The 17,540-nt window shown below is 41.9% G+C and carries 22 protein-coding genes; all 22 read left to right on the top strand.

The genetic code is table 11. The annotated features are described in order from the left end of the window. Positions 1-54 precede the first annotated feature (54 nt). The 22 genes from ACTH6U_RS16110 to ACTH6U_RS16005 all read left to right on the top strand — a co-directional run bounded on the left by ACTH6U_RS16110 (position 55) and on the right by ACTH6U_RS16005 (position 17,430). A complete protein-coding gene (locus ACTH6U_RS16110) occupies positions 55-1,050 on the top strand; it encodes a terminase small subunit (RefSeq protein ID WP_441832622.1) in 996 nt (331 codons plus the stop codon). Beyond that, entirely contained in the window at positions 1,028-2,335 is a 1,308-nt protein-coding gene (locus ACTH6U_RS16105) for a terminase large subunit domain-containing protein (protein ID WP_441832621.1), read from the top strand. The genes ACTH6U_RS16110 and ACTH6U_RS16105 overlap by 23 nt, the downstream gene beginning before the upstream one ends. Then, positions 2,335-3,705 (top strand): DUF4055 domain-containing protein, encoded by a 1,371-nt coding sequence (locus tag ACTH6U_RS16100; RefSeq protein WP_441832620.1) that lies wholly within the window; start codon positions 2,335-2,337, stop codon positions 3,703-3,705. Before ACTH6U_RS16105 ends, ACTH6U_RS16100 begins: the two co-directional genes overlap by 1 nt. Beyond that, entirely contained in the window at positions 3,702-4,823 is a 1,122-nt protein-coding gene (locus ACTH6U_RS16095) for a hypothetical protein (protein WP_441832619.1), read from the top strand. Before ACTH6U_RS16100 ends, ACTH6U_RS16095 begins: the two co-directional genes overlap by 4 nt. A gap of 111 nt (positions 4,824-4,934) precedes the next feature. Further along, positions 4,935-5,711 carry a hypothetical protein gene (locus ACTH6U_RS16090; RefSeq protein ID WP_441832618.1) on the top strand — a complete coding sequence of 259 codons (777 nt, stop codon included), beginning with the start codon at positions 4,935-4,937 and terminating at the stop codon, positions 5,709-5,711. A 12-nt stretch (positions 5,712-5,723) separates the two neighbouring features. Continuing rightward, positions 5,724-6,677 (top strand): major capsid protein, encoded by a 954-nt coding sequence (locus tag ACTH6U_RS16085; RefSeq protein WP_441832617.1) that lies wholly within the window; start codon positions 5,724-5,726, stop codon positions 6,675-6,677. A 2-nt stretch (positions 6,678-6,679) separates the two neighbouring features. After that, on the top strand, positions 6,680-6,967 hold the full coding sequence (locus ACTH6U_RS16080; RefSeq protein ID WP_441832663.1) for an Ig-like domain-containing protein: 288 nt from the start codon (positions 6,680-6,682) through the stop codon (positions 6,965-6,967). Between the two features lie 41 nt (positions 6,968-7,008). Further along, entirely contained in the window at positions 7,009-7,488 is a 480-nt protein-coding gene (locus ACTH6U_RS16075; protein WP_441832616.1) for a DnaT-like ssDNA-binding protein, read from the top strand. A 2-nt stretch (positions 7,489-7,490) separates the two neighbouring features. After that, entirely contained in the window at positions 7,491-7,844 is a 354-nt protein-coding gene (locus ACTH6U_RS16070) for a hypothetical protein (RefSeq protein WP_441832615.1), read from the top strand. A 1-nt stretch (position 7,845) separates the two neighbouring features. Continuing rightward, positions 7,846-8,427, top strand: coding sequence for a hypothetical protein (locus tag ACTH6U_RS16065; protein WP_441832614.1), 582 nt, complete (start codon positions 7,846-7,848; stop codon positions 8,425-8,427). Next, on the top strand, positions 8,424-8,825 hold the full coding sequence (locus ACTH6U_RS16060; protein ID WP_441832613.1) for a phage tail terminator-like protein: 402 nt from the start codon (positions 8,424-8,426) through the stop codon (positions 8,823-8,825). The genes ACTH6U_RS16065 and ACTH6U_RS16060 overlap by 4 nt, the downstream gene beginning before the upstream one ends. Before the next feature lie 47 nt (positions 8,826-8,872). Beyond that, positions 8,873-9,532, top strand: coding sequence for a phage tail tube protein (locus tag ACTH6U_RS16055; protein ID WP_441832612.1), 660 nt, complete (start codon positions 8,873-8,875; stop codon positions 9,530-9,532). After that, positions 9,532-9,795, top strand: coding sequence for an Ig-like domain-containing protein (locus ACTH6U_RS16050; RefSeq protein ID WP_441832662.1), 264 nt, complete (start codon positions 9,532-9,534; stop codon positions 9,793-9,795). The genes ACTH6U_RS16055 and ACTH6U_RS16050 overlap by 1 nt, the downstream gene beginning before the upstream one ends. After that, complete coding sequence (locus tag ACTH6U_RS16045) at positions 9,788-10,102, top strand: phage tail assembly chaperone (protein WP_441832611.1); 315 nt, start codon at positions 9,788-9,790, stop codon at positions 10,100-10,102. Before ACTH6U_RS16050 ends, ACTH6U_RS16045 begins: the two co-directional genes overlap by 8 nt. Before the next feature lie 50 nt (positions 10,103-10,152). Then, positions 10,153-10,389, top strand: a complete 237-nt coding sequence (locus ACTH6U_RS16040; RefSeq protein WP_441832610.1) for a DUF1799 domain-containing protein — start codon at positions 10,153-10,155, stop codon at positions 10,387-10,389. A gap of 186 nt (positions 10,390-10,575) precedes the next feature. Continuing rightward, positions 10,576-10,926, top strand: coding sequence for a hypothetical protein (locus ACTH6U_RS16035; protein WP_441832609.1), 351 nt, complete (start codon positions 10,576-10,578; stop codon positions 10,924-10,926). Between the two features lie 18 nt (positions 10,927-10,944). Next, entirely contained in the window at positions 10,945-11,679 is a 735-nt protein-coding gene (locus ACTH6U_RS16030) for a hypothetical protein (protein WP_441832608.1), read from the top strand. Between the two features lie 101 nt (positions 11,680-11,780). After that, positions 11,781-12,131: a hypothetical protein gene (locus tag ACTH6U_RS16025; protein WP_441832607.1), complete on the top strand. Its 351-nt coding sequence runs from the start codon at positions 11,781-11,783 to the stop codon at positions 12,129-12,131. A 154-nt stretch (positions 12,132-12,285) separates the two neighbouring features. After that, positions 12,286-13,158 carry a DNA translocase FtsK gene (locus ACTH6U_RS16020; protein WP_441832606.1) on the top strand — a complete coding sequence of 291 codons (873 nt, stop codon included), beginning with the start codon at positions 12,286-12,288 and terminating at the stop codon, positions 13,156-13,158. 4 nt (positions 13,159-13,162) lie between these two features. After that, positions 13,163-13,621, top strand: a complete 459-nt coding sequence (locus tag ACTH6U_RS16015) for a hypothetical protein (RefSeq protein ID WP_441832605.1) — start codon at positions 13,163-13,165, stop codon at positions 13,619-13,621. A gap of 63 nt (positions 13,622-13,684) precedes the next feature. Further along, positions 13,685-17,200, top strand: a complete 3,516-nt coding sequence (locus tag ACTH6U_RS16010) for a phage tail tape measure protein (RefSeq protein WP_441832604.1) — start codon at positions 13,685-13,687, stop codon at positions 17,198-17,200. 17 nt (positions 17,201-17,217) lie between these two features. Further along, complete coding sequence (locus ACTH6U_RS16005) at positions 17,218-17,430, top strand: hypothetical protein (RefSeq protein WP_441832603.1); 213 nt, start codon at positions 17,218-17,220, stop codon at positions 17,428-17,430. Positions 17,431-17,540 lie beyond the last annotated feature (110 nt).

Here is a 17,540-nt window from a genome sequence, read left to right as displayed (position 1 = left end):
ATCACAAAGCCTACTTTCGAGCGGGCTTTATAATAGGCTAAGGAGATAAACACGATGGCTAAACCGGACTGGGGGACGCTACAGCAACAGTTCCTCACCGAACATGCTATATCAGGAATATCCCCTAAAGATTGGTGTGAAGACCAGGGACTCAATTACGCAACAGCAAGGCGATATATTAAAAGACCAGCTGTGCAATCTGCGCAAAAAACTGCGCACAAGAAATTGCGCACTGCGCAGACTGAAGATAGCGCAAAGTCATTATCAAAAGACAAAGAGCTTACCCCACAGCAAAAGCGGTTTGTTGCTGAATACCTGATAGATGGCAATGCAACACAAGCAGCAATAAGAGCGGGCTATAGTGAGAAAAGCGCTAGAAATATTGGGCAACAGCTACTAGCCAAAACTAGCCTTGCAAATGAAATTGCGCACCAGCAACAACAGTCTTTATCTCGTACATTAATTAAAGCTGATGAAGTACTCGCTAAAGCATGGAACCTCGCGACATTTGATGCTAATGAGCTCTCGCAATATCGTAGAGGCTGCTGCCGTCATTGTTGGGGGTTCGGTTATCAGTACCAATGGCGTGATGCTGTCGAGTTTGAAGAAAAGCAACTGGAAGCAGTTGAAAGAAAAAAGCGAGAGCCGTTAGATGTCGGTGGTTATGGTTACAATCACACAAAAGAGCCTAATTCAGAATGCCCTCGCTGTCACGGTGAAGGCATTGGCCAGCCTTTTTTCCCTGATACACGAAAACTTAATCCTGATGCTGCGCTAGCCTATTCTGGCGTGAAGCTAGGTAAGAATGGCGTAGAAATACTCTCAATAAACCGAGAGCGCATGTTTGAAGCTGTTATGAAGCGCTTAGGATTAGCAGACAGTGAAGCCGCTCAACGTATTCTCGAAATAGAGCTGGAGCGTAGGAAATTAGAGGTCGATAAGCTGCGCAAAGAGCTCGCTAGTAATACTGATGATGAGAAACCTACCCCAGTCGCTATTAATATTAACGTTATCGATGCAAGGGTAGATGATGATAGCTCCGACGCTTAATATTCCTCAGGCGAGATTCTTGGTAATGCCTCACAAGTTTAAAGCTTACGTCGCGGGTTTTGGCTCGGGGAAAACTTGGGTTGGATGTGGCGGCATCTGCAAAGGTATGTGGGAGTTTCCTTTAATCAATCAGGGATACTTTGCGCCAACCTACCCACAGATACGCGATATTTTTTACCCCACTATCGAAGAGGTTGCTTTTGACTGGGGATTAAAAGTAAAAGTTATTGAAAGTAATAAAGAGGTTCATTTTTACGAGGGCAGAAAATACCGAGGCACGGTGATTTGCCGTTCTATGGAAAAACCCGAAACAATTGTCGGCTTCAAAATTGGTAATGCCCTGATAGATGAATTAGACGTCATGAAAGCTGATAAAGCCCAAAAGGCGTGGCGTAAAATTATTGCTCGTATGCGTTATAACGTGACTGGCTTACGAAATGGTATCGATGTAACAACAACCCCAGAGGGATTTAAGTTTGTTTATCAGCAATTCGTAAAAGAGGTTAGAGACAAGCCTGAGTTAAGTGCGTTATATGGGCTTGTTCAAGCATCTACGTTCGACAATGAAAAGAACCTACCGCCTGACTATATTCCCTCACTGATGAGCTCTTACCCGCCTGAGCTAATTAAGGCTTATTTGAGGGGGCAATTCACTAACTTAACAAGCGGTACCATTTATCACACCTTCGATAGAAAGCTGAATAATTCAGAGGAAGAAGAGCAGCCCGGAGAAACGCTTTATATCGGCATGGATTTCAACGTCGGTAAAATGGCAGGTGTTATTCACGTTCTTCGATTGGGGTTACCCCACGCTGTTACCGAAATTATCAACGCATATGACACACCGGATATTATTAGGATCATTAAAGAGCGATTTTGGTTTTATGACGGCTCTGACTATAAAAAGGTGCGTGAAATTTATATTTATCCTGATGCCTCAGGCGATTCGCGCAAATCAAGCAATGCCAGTTCAACCGATATTGCACAACTAAGACAAGCCGGCTTTCACGTCATTGTTAACGATTCAAATCCACCGGTTAAAGATAGGATCAACTCCATGAATGCAATGTTCTGTAATGCTAATGGAGAACGCCGGTACAAGGTTAATGTTAAACGTTGTCCTATCTATACCGAATCGTTAGAGCAACAGGTATGGGCAGATAATGGCGAGCCGGATAAGAAATCGAATAAGGACCATCCTAATGATGCGGGTGGTTATTACATCATTAAGCAATTCCCAATTGTGAAGCCAGCCTTCGATATAACTTTAGGAACAACCTTTTAATGAGTACAAACAACGTCGATTTTACTCGCCCTGAATACAAAACGGCTGCGCCTCAATGGAAGTTAGTTCGTGATGTGTGTCGCGGTGGCGAGGATATAAACACTTATTTGCCTGAGCTTATCGAGCAGGATGATGCCCGTAAAAAGAAACGTAACAAGGACTATCAAGACAGAGCGGTGTTCTATCCTATAACGGGTAATACGCGTAACGGCATGATAGGCATGGCGTTTAAAAAGGATCCTCTGGTTGCTGTTATCGAAAAGCTTTCCTGTCTAAAAGAGGATGCGGATGGTGCAGGTTCAAGTATTTACCAGTTGGCTCAATCCTCTCTTGAGTCGGTGTTAGAGGTGGGGCGACATGGATTATATGTTGATTACAACAGTGATTCTAAATTGCCTTACATTTTTCAGTATCAAGCTGAAGATATCATTAACTGGCGTACAACACGTATTAATGGGCGCACCATGTTAACCCTGGTGGTATTGCGTGAAACTGTTGAGGAAGAGGACGGGTTTGGTTTTAAGGATGCCATTCAATACAGAGTATTAGCCATTGAAGAGGGGCATTTCGTTTGTCGGGTTTATCGTAAGGCTGATGGGCAAAGCGTATTTCAAATAGACTCTGAATACATCCCAGAACGTGCAGGCAATGGCGTGTGGGATGAAATCCCGTTTACGTTTATTGGGGCTCAAAATAATGACCACACGATAGATGAGGCACCTTTGCTAGGACTGGCAAAGATTAACTTAGGGCATTATCGGAACTCAGCCGATTATGAAGACTCTGTTTTCTTTTGTGGTCAAGTTCAGCCATATCTCGGTGGATTAGATACAGAGTGGCGAGATCATTTGGAAAAAAAAGGAATGCTAGTGGGTTCTCGTTCCCCCATTATGCTGCCTAAAGAAGGTTTTTTTGGTTACGCTCAAGCACAACCTAATATGTTAGCTAAAGAGGCGATGGACAGTAAGCGCGATTACATGGTTGCGTTAGGCGCTCAATTAGTTTCTACGGATAGCAAGGTAAAAACTGTTATTCAGTCCGTAGGGGAACAGAACGCTCAAACTTCCATCCTCAGTATTTGCTGTTCAAATGTGTCTGAAGCATTGAGTAATGCCTTAACATGGTGTGCTGAATATTTAGGTCTCGATACGAGTGATATTTCGTTTGAGATTAACAAAGACCTTGTTAACCACATTGTAGATAGTACGATGATCCGCGAGATAGTTTCAGCATGGCAATCGGGTGCGACTCGTCGGTCTGATCTGGTTCGTAGTTTACAAAAATATGATGTTATCAATCCTGCGGATGATGTTGACGTTGTTGTCGATGAGCTTAATAACCAACAGCCAGTAATGACGGGTGAGCAATGAGTACGGTTAATGCGTTACTGACTGATGAACTCATTGCACACGCATTATTTTCAGGGCGGTATTCAACCGGTGTTGCCAAGCGAATGTTAAAGGCACTGAATGATTTTGACGCAGAGCTAACAGCAGCGGTGATCATTTCACTTGATGATGCCAATATTGAGACAAATAGTTTTACGGCTAGGCGGTTAGAGTCATTATTATCCAGTGTTAGAAACATCAATAAAAAGGCGGTTGAAGGTGCTCAATTGTTGTTATTGGATGAACTTAAAACCCATGCGGTCTATGAGCTCGGTTATTACTCATCACTCTTTGAAGCATTACTTCCCGATGCGGTGTTACGTCACTATCCTTTAATGAGTATTACTGAAGAAATGCTATATACGTCAGTTTTCGCAAGACCATTTCAAGGTAAGTTACTGGCTGAATGGTTTGATGGTTTAGAAAAGGATCGCATGACTCGCATTAACAATGCCGTTCGAACGGGATACTTAAACGGGGATAGTGCGGTTGATATTGGTCGTAAAATTCGCGGACATGCAAAGCAAGGTTATAAAGATGGTGCTTTGCAAATGAGCCGTGCTAACGCTACGAGTATTGCTAAAACAGCGGTGAATCATTTGCAAGTTACCGCCAGAGACCAATTTGTTGATGTGAATAAGGATTTAATTGACTGTCGGCAATGGCTATCGACGCTCGATAGTAAAACGTCGAATGATTGCATTATTCGTGACCGATTGAAGTATACCCTTGAGGGGAAGCCTATTGGCCACAAAATTCCATACAAACAAGGCCCCGGTAAAATACATTGGGGATGTCGTTCAACCGAAACGTTGATCCTTAAATCGTGGCGTGATTTAGGCATTAATGCTGATGAAATGGACGAAGGCACTCGCGCGTCAATGGATGGGCAAGTTTCTGCTAAGACGACGTATTTAGAATGGATTCAAAGGCAACCCGAATGGCGACAGCGCCAAGTGTTTGGTGAAGTGCGGTTCAGGTTGATGAAAGAGGGCGGCATGGCCCCTTCTGAGTTTTATACCGATAAAGGCGAATTTATTCTGTTATCTGAATTAAAAGCGCTGGATGAACGCGCATTTAAAGAGGCGGGTTATAGCTAATCAATACACTATTTAACAAGGTCACTTCGGTGGCCTTTTTTTATACCTAAATTCAGCTAAGGGCTGAACTAACTCAACGCGCTAGGCGCATTCAATCCCAAGGGGAATCACATGTTATTTATGAATATCGAACGCAAATACTACACACAGGCTGGTGGTGAGGATAAAGGGGGCGGCGCTGGTGGTGCACCCGAAATCACGCCTGAAATTCAAACCCTTATCGATCAGCAAGTTTCTCAGCAAGTGTCCGGGTTAAAAACCAAAAATACGGAGTTGCTCGGCAAAATTAAAGAGCAGGGCGATAACTTAAAACGCTTTGACGGTATTGACCCCGACACGGTGAAAGGGATGCTTAAACGCTTTGAAAATGATGAAGAAGCCAAGTTAATTGCGGATGGCAAAATCGATGATGTGATCAATAAGCGCACTGAGCGTCTGCGTGGCGATGTTGATAATCAATTGAAAGAAGCTAACACCCGAGTGGAAAAAGCGGAAGCCTTTGCAAATAAATTCCGCGCGCGTGTTCTGGGTGATGAGATTCGTTCAGCGGCGGGCAAGGCAGGCGCATTAAGCAGTGCGCAAGAAGATTTAATTTTACGTGCCAAAGGCATTTTCCAAATCAACGATGAAGGTCAGGCCATCGCTGTTGATGATGGAGGCAATTCTATTATGGGGAAAGATGGGCGAACGCCGCTATCACCGGTTGAATGGATTGAATCCTTAAAAGAAAGCGCACCCCACTTGTTCCCAGCAGCTTCGGGTACGGATGCAGGTAAACATAAGCAAGGTGGTGCACATCTTAAACGTTCTCAAATGTCCGCCAGCGATAAGGCCGAATATATTCGCCGGTATGGTCGTGACACCTATTTAAAACTTCCAAAAGAGTAAGGGAAAGCAACAATGACAACGACAGTGAATAACGATTTAGTGATTTATAACGACTTGGCACAAACCGCGTTCTTAGAGCGTCGCCAAGATAATTTAGCGGTATTTAACCAAGCCTCTAACGGTGCAATTATACTCGATAACATCTTCATTGAAGGTGATTTCCGCAAACGTGCTTTCTATCAAATTGGTGGTTCCATTGAGCATCGTGATGTTAATTCCACTGACACTGTTGAGAATAAGAAAATTGGTGCAGGTGAATCAGTTGATGTGAAAGCGCCGTGGAAATATGGACCATATGCAACAACGGAAGAAGCGTTTAAGCGTCGTGGCCGTGATGTTTCTGAATTCTCTGAGCTGGTGGGTACAGATGCGGCAGATGCCTCATTAGAGGGATACATTAAATACTCGTTAGCAGCATTAGGCGCTGCGATTGGCAATAATAAAGCCATGGTTGTCACGGCGGATATTGCGACAGATGGTAAGAAAACCCTCACTAAAGGTTTACGCAAATACGGTGATAAGTTTAACCGTGTGAACCTATTTGTAATGCACTCAACTACTTATTTCGACATTGTTGACCAAGCGATTGAGAACAAAGTCTATGAAGAAGCGGGGGTGGTGATTTACGGTGGTCAGCCGGGCACACTAGGCAAACCTGTGCTAGTCACAGATACTGCGCCAGTGGATGCTATCTTTGGTCTTGTACCAGGAGCTGTCACTATCACCGAATCTCAAGAACCCACTTTCCGCTCATTTAATATCAATGATAAAGAGAACTTGGAAATTGGTTATCGCGGTGAAGGGGTGGTTAACGTTGGTGTGCTGGGTTATAGCTGGGATGAATCGAAAGGTAAGAACCCTGATTTAACTGAGTTGGGTACAGCAGGTAACTGGAAGAAGCACTTTAAGAGCGATAAATTAACCGCAGGTGTCATGATCAAGCTGACTGCTGAAGCGGGAAAGTAGTCCTGTCAGCGGATAAAGCGTCCGCTACCGCTGACAGTACCGATGTTGTAACAGTAACGCTCAATTATACCGAGGGGAGCTCGCCAGTTGAGGGAGCTACCGTTAATTGGTCAACAACCGGTGGTAATTTGAGTGTGACATCCTCTAAGACGGGCAAAGCGGGTGGCGCGACAGTGAAATTGACCTCTGATACTGAGGGTAAATTTGTTGTTACTGCGACAGTCGATGAATTAATTCAGGCAACTGATGAAATCACATTTACTGCTAAACCACCTGAAAGTGGTGAATAACTCAAAGGGGCGTGATGCCCCTTTTTTATTTTGGGGGGCGCATGATTGATCCAGATAAAACCTCACTTACCTTTAACAGCTATGCCAGCGTGGCTGATTTAAAGACCTATGCTTCAGAAAGGCAGTTAACGCTTCCTAATGACGGATTAGAGCGATTATTAATTGTGGCCATGGATTATCTTGAATCCCAACAGTGGCTCGGTAAGCGAACGGATATTCACCAGCCGTTATCTTTTCCACGTATTGGCCTGATTCGTGATGGCATTGATATTGCGAGTGATGCTATTCCACTGCAATTAATTAAAGCTCAGTGCCGCTTAGCGGTTGAATCCCAAGAGAATGACCTGCAACCCACCTTAGGGGGCGAAATCATTGCTGAACGTATTGAGGGCGCAATTGATGTGAAATATGCAGAAGGTACGAATACCGGCGCACCGAATTTTGCTTGGTTGAAAGGCTTGCTATCTGGCTTGATTGATATCTCTGAGGGTTTTGCCATTAATACGTTTGCGATGAGGTAGCCATGAATATTTATCAGCGTGGTCATCACACTGCATTAAGAATGCTGAAGAAATATGGTGCTTCGTATCAAGTTAAGCGCGAGGGTAAACATTGGGTTGATGATGAGACGGGAAAAGAGCATCACGAGGCTGAAACCGAGTTTCTGGCCATTGGCGTTAAAGTACAATATAAACCCCGTGATATTGACGGAACGCTTATTCTCGCGACGGATATCAAAATGGTCTTTTCCCCTGACACAGTTATTCAAAAAGGGGATCGGGTATTGGTTGATTGTGTCTGGTTGCGCGTTCAAGAGCCTAACCCAATTAAACCCGCTGACCTTGTTATTTGTTATCAATCTCAATTGAGGGCGTGACATGTCACAATCGTTTATGCGGTCAATTAACCTGTTTGTTGATAATGCTCAAGCGGATATGGAAGCCGTGGTAAAAAAAACAGGGTTTAAAATTCTGGCTCAGTTAGTTCAAATGTCACCGGTAGGTAATCCTGAATTATGGGAAATCAACCAGACGGCAGTGAGTTATAACCAAGCGGTATTTGAACATAATGAGGAACTTCGAAAAGATCCTAATAACCTGACACCTAAGAAACGTCAGTTAAAAAAGCGCGTACGTGTCAATGACTCCATGGATATCAAAGCCCCTTCGGGTTATACCGGTGGACGTTTTCGGGGTAACTGGCAAGTCACGTTTGATTCACCTGCAGAAGGTGAGACTGGGCGAATTGATAAATCAGGCAGAATGACCGTCTCGATGGGAAATTACGTGCTTGAGCACTTCAAGGTAGGGATGAGAGCCATCTATTTTACCAACAATGTGCCTTATGCCTACCCGTTAGAAATGGGGCATTCAAAGCAAGCCCCTAATGGCATGGTGGCTATCACAGCAGAGAATGTGAGTCAGTTCTTTAGAGAGTCCGTTGCTGAGGTGAAATCATGAAGCAATCCGAAATCAATCAGTCAATACGTGTGCTGGTGGCTCAAATTGCTAAGCAAGAAGGACTCAAGGTTGCATGGCCCAATATGGCTTTTGACGAAATTAATTCCCCTTACCTGCAACTGCACATCATGCCCGCAGCAACGGATAATATAGGTTTAGCGCTTGATATGCCAATTTTAAAAGGGGTCATTCAAATAAACATCGTTGGTAAAGCTGGGAGCGGTGATGAACAATTAAGCCTGATGGCAGATAACATCAAAGCTCAGCTAGAAAACGGGCTAGCACTGACTGAAACACTTTATCTCAACAGTGAGCCCAATCAATTACCCCCTCTCACGGGTGACACCAGCTATACGATCCCCATACGTACATCCTATCGATGTGATTCAGTTCGATAACACACCGCCAGTTGGCGGTTTTTTATGCATAAATAAAGAGGTTTATTATGGCGGAATATAGCATTCCTAATGGTTCTACTGTTTCTGTTTCCAGTGGATTTGGTGAAGCAATAGCGATTACAGCGGCATCGAATGCCAATGAAGTCGTTCTCACTGCCGCAAATGCTGGAGATATTAAAGTCGGTGATATTGTGCTCATCAGCGATAGCTGGAGCAATCTAAATGGCCCTAAACTGGTTAAAGCGGTTTCTGCCAGTAATATCACGATTGAAGGCTTTGATAGTACGGATAAATCAAAATATCCGGCAGAAGAAGCAATGGGTACCCTCAAGAAGATTACGGGCTGGACACAAATTAAGCGAGTGACCACCGTGGGCATTGAAGGTGGGGATCAGCAGTCCACCAGCATCCAGTTCCTTGAAGATGATCAGGCTATCAGCATTGATACTTTTAAGAACCCGTACATCATTACTTACACATTAGCCTATAACGCTGATGCAAAACATCATGCTTTATTGTTGGGTTATGATGATAGTAAAGCGCTGGTGGCCGTGCGCTTTTATAACAAACGTGCCGAGCAAGATCGCTACTACTTGGCATCAACCTCGTATAAAGAAATCCCCGACACCGCAGTAAACGAAATTGAAACAACGACCGTTCGATTCTCTTTGCGCTCTAAACAGTCTGTGTACGCACACGCAAAGTAATTTCGGTATCTGGGCTAACAATTGATAAACCAATTTTCACAGGTGTTGTGGGAGACGTGATTTCACTTAATCTCACCATAACACCTGCTAATGCATCGCATCAGAGTGTTGCATGGAATAGCGCTGATACCGCAAAAGCTACCGTGAATACCGCAGGTAAAGTCACACTGAAAGCAGTTGGAAAAGTGACCATCACTGCCACTGTTGATGGTGTGACAGTAAATTCAATTATTACGATTAATGAAAAGGCAAATAATGGCTAAGCTAACCTATAACCCAACACCGACATTTGAGCATACAGTAAAAATCACTACACCGGATGGTAAGCAAGGGGATTTGCCGTTTGTCTTTGTTCACAAGAAAATGAGTGAACTGGATGAAATGGGGAAGGCTGACGATTTAACGGATACGGCTTTCTTACTTCAAATTGCTAAAGGGTGGGGATTTAAAGATCGTGAGTTTAATCACGATAATGTAGCGGAATTTTTTGATAATTATCCGGGAGCGGCTTTCGAAATTTTCACCGCATATCGCCAAGCACTCTTAGGTATCCGTGAAAAAAACTCCTAACGGTTGCACAGGCACTTTACAGTAAGCCACTTTCAGCGATTGAGTTAGATTTGCTGGGGGATCTTGATGACGATGATATTGAGGTCACCCCAGATATAGAAGACTCAGTAATCCTATTTCAAGCGCTATCAACACAATGGCGGGTAAGCATGGATGGTCCTACTGGGATTGATTATACAGTTATCCCCATGCTGGCCAGTGCTTACGGTATTAATGATCTGGCAACCGTGATTAGAGATATTCAACTGATGGAATCAAAGGCTTTAGAATTGATCCATAAAAAATAGGACGAAATGCCGAACCGCTATGCTTAAGACGCTTATAGACTCTTATAAACGCTTATAAAAGTCTACATGGCATACAACTGGGGTTGTTAAGTTAGCTTAAACACTTTAATATGATCGCAGTTATCTTAAGCAGATTGCTTAATTACCAATCAAAATGTCATTAATTTAAACTAACAAGGGGGCTATATGAGAACTGAACATACCAGATCTGTACAAACAATTAGCCATGCAACAGAACTTGTTAATACATTTTTTGATGATAATACTGAAAAGTTTTTCTCTGTTCGTCGCCTTAGTATAAGAAAGGATCCGAATAGACAGTTATTTATTGTTACTATCGAAAATGACAACAAAAGCGATGAATATGAAATTGTTCCTTTTGCTGAGTTATCATATCGTCAAAAAAAGGTTAATGTAGTCGTTGACCCTAGCACGCAATATCCAGAACTAAATCAAAGCATAACTAATGTGATTGAAAAAATTAAATCTTCAATTCTTGGTTACATGTCAAATTATCAGAAGTTGTCTGTCCATTAATAAGATAGTGAGAATGGAATGGCTCCAAACTTTACCAGTAGTTACTCAAAGGATCTGAATAGAAAGCCAGAATGTGAAAGAGAAGATGAGATAGAGTCTTTCCATTATCTTACTGTTGAGGGCGATTTACTAAAAATCACTGAATACGCTCTTACTGGCAGCGAGTTTCATTATTACTCTAAAGTTGTAGCATTAGGTTGTACTACTGAAGGTTTTTATGCAGACCATGCTGAGTTTTTGAGAAGTCACCGATTTTCTGATGAACATATCATTGGTGAGTTGCTTGAGTTAAGAATGCACGCGGAAGAAGATGATACTTTGATTGGGCGTGTTGCTTATAATGACTTCACTTTTTTTGATGGTTCAGCGATAAAGACAGGTAAGCAAATTAGGGGTGTGGCTATTCTTGATGATTATCAGGCTGGTGGTGTAGCTCGTAATGTTTATAAGTGCTTGTTGCTGAAGCATGAATATATAGTGTGTGATAATTTACAAACTATAGGTGGTGGTTCGTTGTGGGTTTCTGGAATTACCAGTATTGGTGAAGTCAGGATCTATGACACCATCCAAAAGAAATTCATTGATGTGTTATCAAAAGCTGGCTGCGGGTATTATAACGGTATAATCCCGTGGAGTGCGGAAGGCTTATCTCAAGCGGATATAGCTAAATGGGAACCTAGGAAGTTATCAATGGACTCTTGCCACCATATAGTGAACATTATCAGCAAAGATAGAATTTACAATAATGACTGATGTAATGTATTAACAGCTAACCCACTTCGGTGGGTTTTTTATTGCCTCTATATTAACATTGACATAACATTGGTTTGCTTATGTCAAATATTGGAGGCGTTATGAATAGGTTACTGATATTTGCAGCTCTTTTATGTTGTGTTTTTACCGTAAATTCTAAGTTGGCTTATACGGCTGATGAGCTGGAAGAAATGATTATTTCCCAAGCTTACCCTGAAACTTTGCGCTCACGCCTAATTAGTGACTCCACTGGAGCGGGGTCATTTGATGAGTGCGTATCAACGATGAAAAACATTATTGATAAGTCTGAGAATTACCCCTCACTGGTAGAACGAAATAGTTTTGGCGTATTTCGCGCTAAGCTCTGGGCTAGTGATGGGTTGTATGAGCTTAACTGCGTAGAGGCAAATGGCAAAGTTTTAGCTGAGCAATATAAATCTGAGTATAAGTAGCATTGTATTTTAGCGTGGTGCCTATCTTATTTTTATTTCACTTCCACCCGCTGGTGGGGTGTAATTTAGATCACATAACAAGTCTCCTAATCGAAGATTTTTGTATTTATTTGATAACATCCGTTAATAAAAATAAAGCTTAGCGGAGAGCACTATGAAATCTAAATCATTAGGCTTAGATCCACTGTATTGGCAAGTTGTTGATTTTGTCATTAATGAGGATTCAGTATCTGAACTGGTATTACAAAGAATGTTTAGCATCACACCTGAAAGGGTTGAACGATTGATGTTAGAGCTTGAAAAGACAGGGGTTGTTTCTAATGGAACGCCTAGAGTTGTTTATGGGTTTCCTTATAGGCTTGAATGGAGAGAGGTCAGTGCTGACCCTCATAATTGCAATATAAGCACGGATAAATATACAAATGTATTGAAATTAGATAAAGGAAAATCAGTAATTTATCAAGATTCGTACAACAGAGGATTTTCAGGTAAGCCTGAGTTTATTATTGATATTCATAGTGATATAGGCTCATATGACAGTATAGAAACAGGATCGGTAGATGAGCGATTGAAACATGTGTATTTATCAACATATTGGTCAAGAGAGACTATTGTCGCATTTCACTATGACTCTGAACTCAGAACCTTATTTATAGATGTGGACTTACCAGAAATTGAAGATACACCAGTATCTAACGGCGAACGGCTAAAAACAGCCGAAGAATATTACTATGATTATGCAAGGCATGTACATTCTGTAGCTCTAAGGGTTGCAGGGGTAGCATTTAGAGTGTGTAATGAAATTGATTTTGTTATTGTTGCCGGTTATTCTCAGATATTTAATCATGATACAGGTGAAGAAGAAGATAGGTATCTGATTAATGTAAAATTAAACCGATATAGGTTTGAATGGTTGCCAATAAAAAATATATCACAATGCGATCCTATACAATTTTTATCTGGATTTGATGCAATAGTAAGCATGGCAAATAATTATAAAATGAATATGATTAATTTGAGGTGGTAACTGGATGAAAAAACTACTATTAGGATTTTTACTTTGCTCTGTTGGGTTCGGGGCTACAGCTGATTGGAAGTACTCTGAGAAAGTTGATGAAATGCGAGGTACTACTCAGTATTTAGCCAGTTTAGTCCCAGAGAAAGAAGATGAAGGTGTAGCAATGACTTTAATAGCAGAGGGTTATAAGAATAAAGAGGCATATAACTTTCATTTTTCACTAAATGGCGCTGAATTTGATTGCAAAGTAGGAGAAATCTGTTCTGGCTTTATGAAAGCTGACAATGGTCAAATTAAAGAGTTATTATTTGAAATTGATAAAAAAAATCAGTTATTGGGGTTCGTCATCGGAATGGGTAGTTTTGCAAAAGAATTATCTGGCGCAAAAACTCTATATGTGGAGCTCCCTATTTTAGATAAAGGCATGATGCAATTTAAGTATGAGCCCAATAAACTAAAATGGTCGATGTAAGTAAACCATCAACAGCCACACTTCAACCACCTTCGGGTGGTTTTTTTGTACCCGAGGAAAGTTATGACACAAGAAATAGCCAGTATTTCATTTAAGGTCAGCACTAGTGAACTCGAAAAAGGTTCTAAAGCGCTAAATGATTTACAACAAGCCGCCAGCAGGACAGATCAATCCGTTGATGAATTAAATAGTACGTTTAAACAGTCTGATCCAGCACATAAAGCGGTAGCACATTCTATTTCTGAGTTAACCAAGGTACAAAGAGAAACGGTTATCTCTGTTGATAGGATGAACGCAAAGTTTAGGGACAATACGGAGTCGCTAAAAGAGCAAATCCAGTCGGTTAAAAAAGCGGGTGATGCTAGCAATCAGTTTGCGGGCATACTAAAAAAAGTCAATCAGTACTATGAAAATTACAAAATTGACGGTTCAAACTTTGTTGCTCTAGAGTCTCAAATTAAAAGCGCGATTAGAGCAACTGAATCAGGTAACACGAAGGTAGCAGACTCATTCGCTAGGCAAATAGAGAGTATTGAGAAGGTCACTGGTTCTACTGCTAAATTAACAGCGATACGTGAAAATCTAAACAAAGTCTATCAAAACGGCAATATAGATACTGAGCGTTATCAAGCGCTACTTGAAGAAATAACCAATCGTACAAATGGGCTTGGTGCCGCTGAAAAAGAGTTATCAGGTTTAAAAGACTCCTTTCTACATAAAATGCATGAGCAAGTGTTTTTGTATGGTGCGAGCAAAACAGAAATGTTGTCGTATAAAGCGGCTCAAATGGGTATTTCTAAAGAAGCAGCCCCCATTATTACCCAGATGAAAAAGCAGGAAGAGCGCACTGCAAGGTTAGCTTCTGAGCAAAAACAAGCGGCTCAAGCGGCTAGAGAGCTTGCCAGAGAACAACAAATCGCTGCGACAGTAGAAGCGAGAGAGGCTCAAGCCAAAGAAAGCTTTATTCAAGCGTTAAAAAATGAAGCGGAAGCAATAGGTAAAACAAAATCTGAATTGTTGCAAATGAAGGCGGCTCAATTAGGCGTGAGCCAACAGGCAGAACCTTATTTAAACAAGTTAAAGCAACAAGAGCAAGCCTATCGCAATGGCTCAATTACTATTGGTCAATATCGCAATGCGATGCGTCAATTACCGATGCAAATGACCGATATAGTGACTTCATTAGCTTCAGGAATGCCTATTTGGTTGGTGATGGTTCAGCAGGGCGGGCAAATTAAAGATTCCTTTGGTGGAGTTGGTAATTCATTCAAAGCGGTACTGTCATTAATCACACCAATGCGAATTGCGATGGTTGGGCTGGTGGGCACTGCAGGCGCACTGGCGATTGCAGCCTATAAAGGGTCCCAAGAATTCACCGAATACAATAAGCAGCTTCTTTTGACGGGGAACTATGCAGGAAAAACAGCTTCACAACTTGACTCATTAGCTAAGCAGCTTTCAGGTAATGGCATTACACAATATCGCATGGCCGACGCATTAGCGAAAGTAGTTGGCTCAGGCGCATTTTCAGGTAATCAAGTTGGTATTGTTGCTGATATTTCTGCGAAGATGGAAAAAGCGGTAGGGCAGGATATCGATAAAACGATTGAACACTTTAAACGCCTTAAAGATGATCCTGTAAAAGCGGTAACGGAGTTAAATAACGCTTTGCATTTTTTAACAGCTAAGCAGTATGAGCAAATTACTGCAGCAGAAGCTCAAGGCCGCACGGAAAAAGCGGCTGAACTTGCAACGAAAGCGTATGCCGAGGCAATGAATCAGCGTTCTATGTCTATTGTGGATAACCTTGGCACTTTAGAGCGTGCGTGGAATTGGATTGAAAATGCAGCAACTAAAGGCTGGGATGCCATGTTAGGCGTAGGGCGAAATCCTGGTCTTGCATTGGATAGACAGACAGCATTTACTGAATTGCAACAATCCCAAAAACAGTATAACCAATTACAGAAAACCCTCGGTTATTCTAAAGGGTATGAAGGCAACAATGTAAATACAAAGCAAGATGCTGAACGCTTAGCTAATGCCGAGCGTGATGTTGAACTAAAAAAACAAGCCTACGAACTTGCAGACAAAGCTGCGGCAGCAGAAGGGCTAAAAGGTGAGCGAGATCGGTTAGCCAAAGCAGATCAAGAACGGGCTATTAAAAATCAAGAGACTTTTAATAAGCTTGTCGAAAGCGGATTAACCCCAGCAGAAAAGCGAGCTAAAATAGAGAAGGAGCTTAATAAATTAATACAGCAGAATAAACAACTAGCTAAAGAAGGTGTTGCAACACTCTGGAAGCAAGGTGACATAGATACTGCAAGGAAAGGTATTGAAGAGCAGTTCAAAGATAAAAGAGTTCCGAAAGGTAAAGAGTACCGCCCAGATTATGGTACCCGCCACGATGAAGATCTCCAAAAGCAGCTTTTAGCTCTTGAGGCACAAACCAAAGTGGCTCGTGATTTCTCACAAACTGGTGACCGTATTGTCAGTAATGAACGTAAGCAACTTATGCTTACTGAAGCTCAATTCACAATCTTGGATAGAATTGTTAAGAGTGGTGAGCGTCAATTAACCGCCGATGAAAAATCGCTGCTAATGCGACGTGAATCTATTTTATCAGGTCAGCGCGAACTTGCGGTTAAAGCTGATGCATTAGAAAAGCAAAATCGAGAGAATAAGCTTTTAGAGGAGCGAGCTAAACGCATTGCGGATATTGAGAATCGAATTAGGGCTTTAAAAGGTAGTGCAGGTCTGACGGATAGGCAATATCAGCGCAATATTGCCATGGAAAAAGCAGATTCCCCCGATCAAAAAGCTAAGCTAGGGGAATACTATCGTGAAGAGGATGAGTTGCGAGGCAATTGGCGAGATGGCATTAAAAAGGGATTTGCGGAGTTTGAAGAAGATGCCACCAATACTTATGGCAAAGTAGCTCAAGCCTCACAATTCGCATTTACCGGAATGACTAACACACTTACAGATTGGGTTATGTCTGGAAAGGCTAACTTTGGTGATTTTGGTCGTTCATTTGCTCGTATGATAGCGGATATGCTGATAAAAGCCGCAGCATTAAAGGCTATGACAGCCATGTTTGGTGGTACTGCTACGACAAGTGTATTTGGTGCGGGATTGAAAGGTTTAGGAATAGGTGGTTTTGATGCTGGTGGTTATACCGGTGCTGGAGATAAGTATGAGCCAGCAGGTGTTGTCCATAAAGGTGAATTTGTTTTCACAAAAGAAGCTACAAATCGCTTGGGTATTAATTCTCTAATGTCATTAATGAAAAGTGCAGAGAATGGCTATGCCTCCGGTGGGTACGTTGGAAACAATCACCCTATGGCGAATGTCCCTATCCAACGCATGTATGGCGCTCAACCAGCTGGTGGTATAATGGTTAATGTTGATCTCGGCGGTATCCACGTTGAAGGTAGCCAGCAACAACAAAATAGCTTGCCCAATATAGATGCAAAAGCAGCTGAGCAGTCGTTAATCAACAAAATGAAGCAAATGATGATTAATGAAAGTCGTGATGGCGGCGATTTAGATTTGATAATCAAAAGGGCAGTACGGCGCTAATTAAACAAGAGGTAATTATGCAATTAAAACTTGGTACGGTAGTTATTCATCCAGAGGATGAGCAAATTAGTATACCTGTAGATATTTATAAAGGTGAAGAATTTGACAATGGGTCACCCTTAGCAAATATCTTCTACGAGACAACATTTAACTCAAGTAGACCTATGATTGAATATTTTGATGAAGCTAAAGAGTACGCTCGACAAACGATTAAACAGCTAAATCAATAAGCTAATTCAACCAGCAATACACATAACCACCCTCGGGTGGTTTTTTTTATAGGTAAAATCATGATTGAAGAATTTAAGTGGCGAACTCAGATCCAAGATTCACCGAGTGG

Source organism: Providencia sp., from assembly GCF_052096715.1.
Classification (GTDB): Bacteria; Pseudomonadota; Gammaproteobacteria; order Enterobacterales; family Enterobacteriaceae; genus Providencia.
This window is presented reverse-complemented; position numbering and strand designations above follow the sequence as displayed.

Bases quoted from the DNA above. Each gene is read 5' to 3' on its own strand.
- ACTH6U_RS16110 (WP_441832622.1), top strand. From the start codon at position 55: ATGGCTAAACCGGACTGGGGGACGCTACAGCAACAGTTCCTCACCGAA.
- ACTH6U_RS16105 (WP_441832621.1), top strand. From the start codon at position 1,028: ATGATGATAGCTCCGACGCTTAATATTCCTCAGGCGAGATTCTTGGTA.
- ACTH6U_RS16100 (WP_441832620.1), top strand. From the start codon at position 2,335: ATGAGTACAAACAACGTCGATTTTACTCGCCCTGAATACAAAACGGCT.
- ACTH6U_RS16095 (WP_441832619.1), top strand. From the start codon at position 3,702: ATGAGTACGGTTAATGCGTTACTGACTGATGAACTCATTGCACACGCA.
- ACTH6U_RS16090 (WP_441832618.1), top strand. From the start codon at position 4,935: ATGTTATTTATGAATATCGAACGCAAATACTACACACAGGCTGGTGGT.
- ACTH6U_RS16085 (WP_441832617.1), top strand. From the start codon at position 5,724: ATGACAACGACAGTGAATAACGATTTAGTGATTTATAACGACTTGGCA.
- ACTH6U_RS16075 (WP_441832616.1), top strand. From the start codon at position 7,009: ATGATTGATCCAGATAAAACCTCACTTACCTTTAACAGCTATGCCAGC.
- ACTH6U_RS16070 (WP_441832615.1), top strand. From the start codon at position 7,491: ATGAATATTTATCAGCGTGGTCATCACACTGCATTAAGAATGCTGAAG.
- ACTH6U_RS16065 (WP_441832614.1), top strand. From the start codon at position 7,846: ATGTCACAATCGTTTATGCGGTCAATTAACCTGTTTGTTGATAATGCT.
- ACTH6U_RS16060 (WP_441832613.1), top strand. From the start codon at position 8,424: ATGAAGCAATCCGAAATCAATCAGTCAATACGTGTGCTGGTGGCTCAA.
- ACTH6U_RS16055 (WP_441832612.1), top strand. From the start codon at position 8,873: ATGGCGGAATATAGCATTCCTAATGGTTCTACTGTTTCTGTTTCCAGT.
- ACTH6U_RS16045 (WP_441832611.1), top strand. From the start codon at position 9,788: ATGGCTAAGCTAACCTATAACCCAACACCGACATTTGAGCATACAGTA.
- ACTH6U_RS16035 (WP_441832609.1), top strand. From the start codon at position 10,576: ATGAGAACTGAACATACCAGATCTGTACAAACAATTAGCCATGCAACA.
- ACTH6U_RS16030 (WP_441832608.1), top strand. From the start codon at position 10,945: ATGGCTCCAAACTTTACCAGTAGTTACTCAAAGGATCTGAATAGAAAG.
- ACTH6U_RS16025 (WP_441832607.1), top strand. From the start codon at position 11,781: ATGAATAGGTTACTGATATTTGCAGCTCTTTTATGTTGTGTTTTTACC.
- ACTH6U_RS16020 (WP_441832606.1), top strand. From the start codon at position 12,286: ATGAAATCTAAATCATTAGGCTTAGATCCACTGTATTGGCAAGTTGTT.
- ACTH6U_RS16015 (WP_441832605.1), top strand. From the start codon at position 13,163: ATGAAAAAACTACTATTAGGATTTTTACTTTGCTCTGTTGGGTTCGGG.
- ACTH6U_RS16010 (WP_441832604.1), top strand. From the start codon at position 13,685: ATGACACAAGAAATAGCCAGTATTTCATTTAAGGTCAGCACTAGTGAA.
- ACTH6U_RS16005 (WP_441832603.1), top strand. From the start codon at position 17,218: ATGCAATTAAAACTTGGTACGGTAGTTATTCATCCAGAGGATGAGCAA.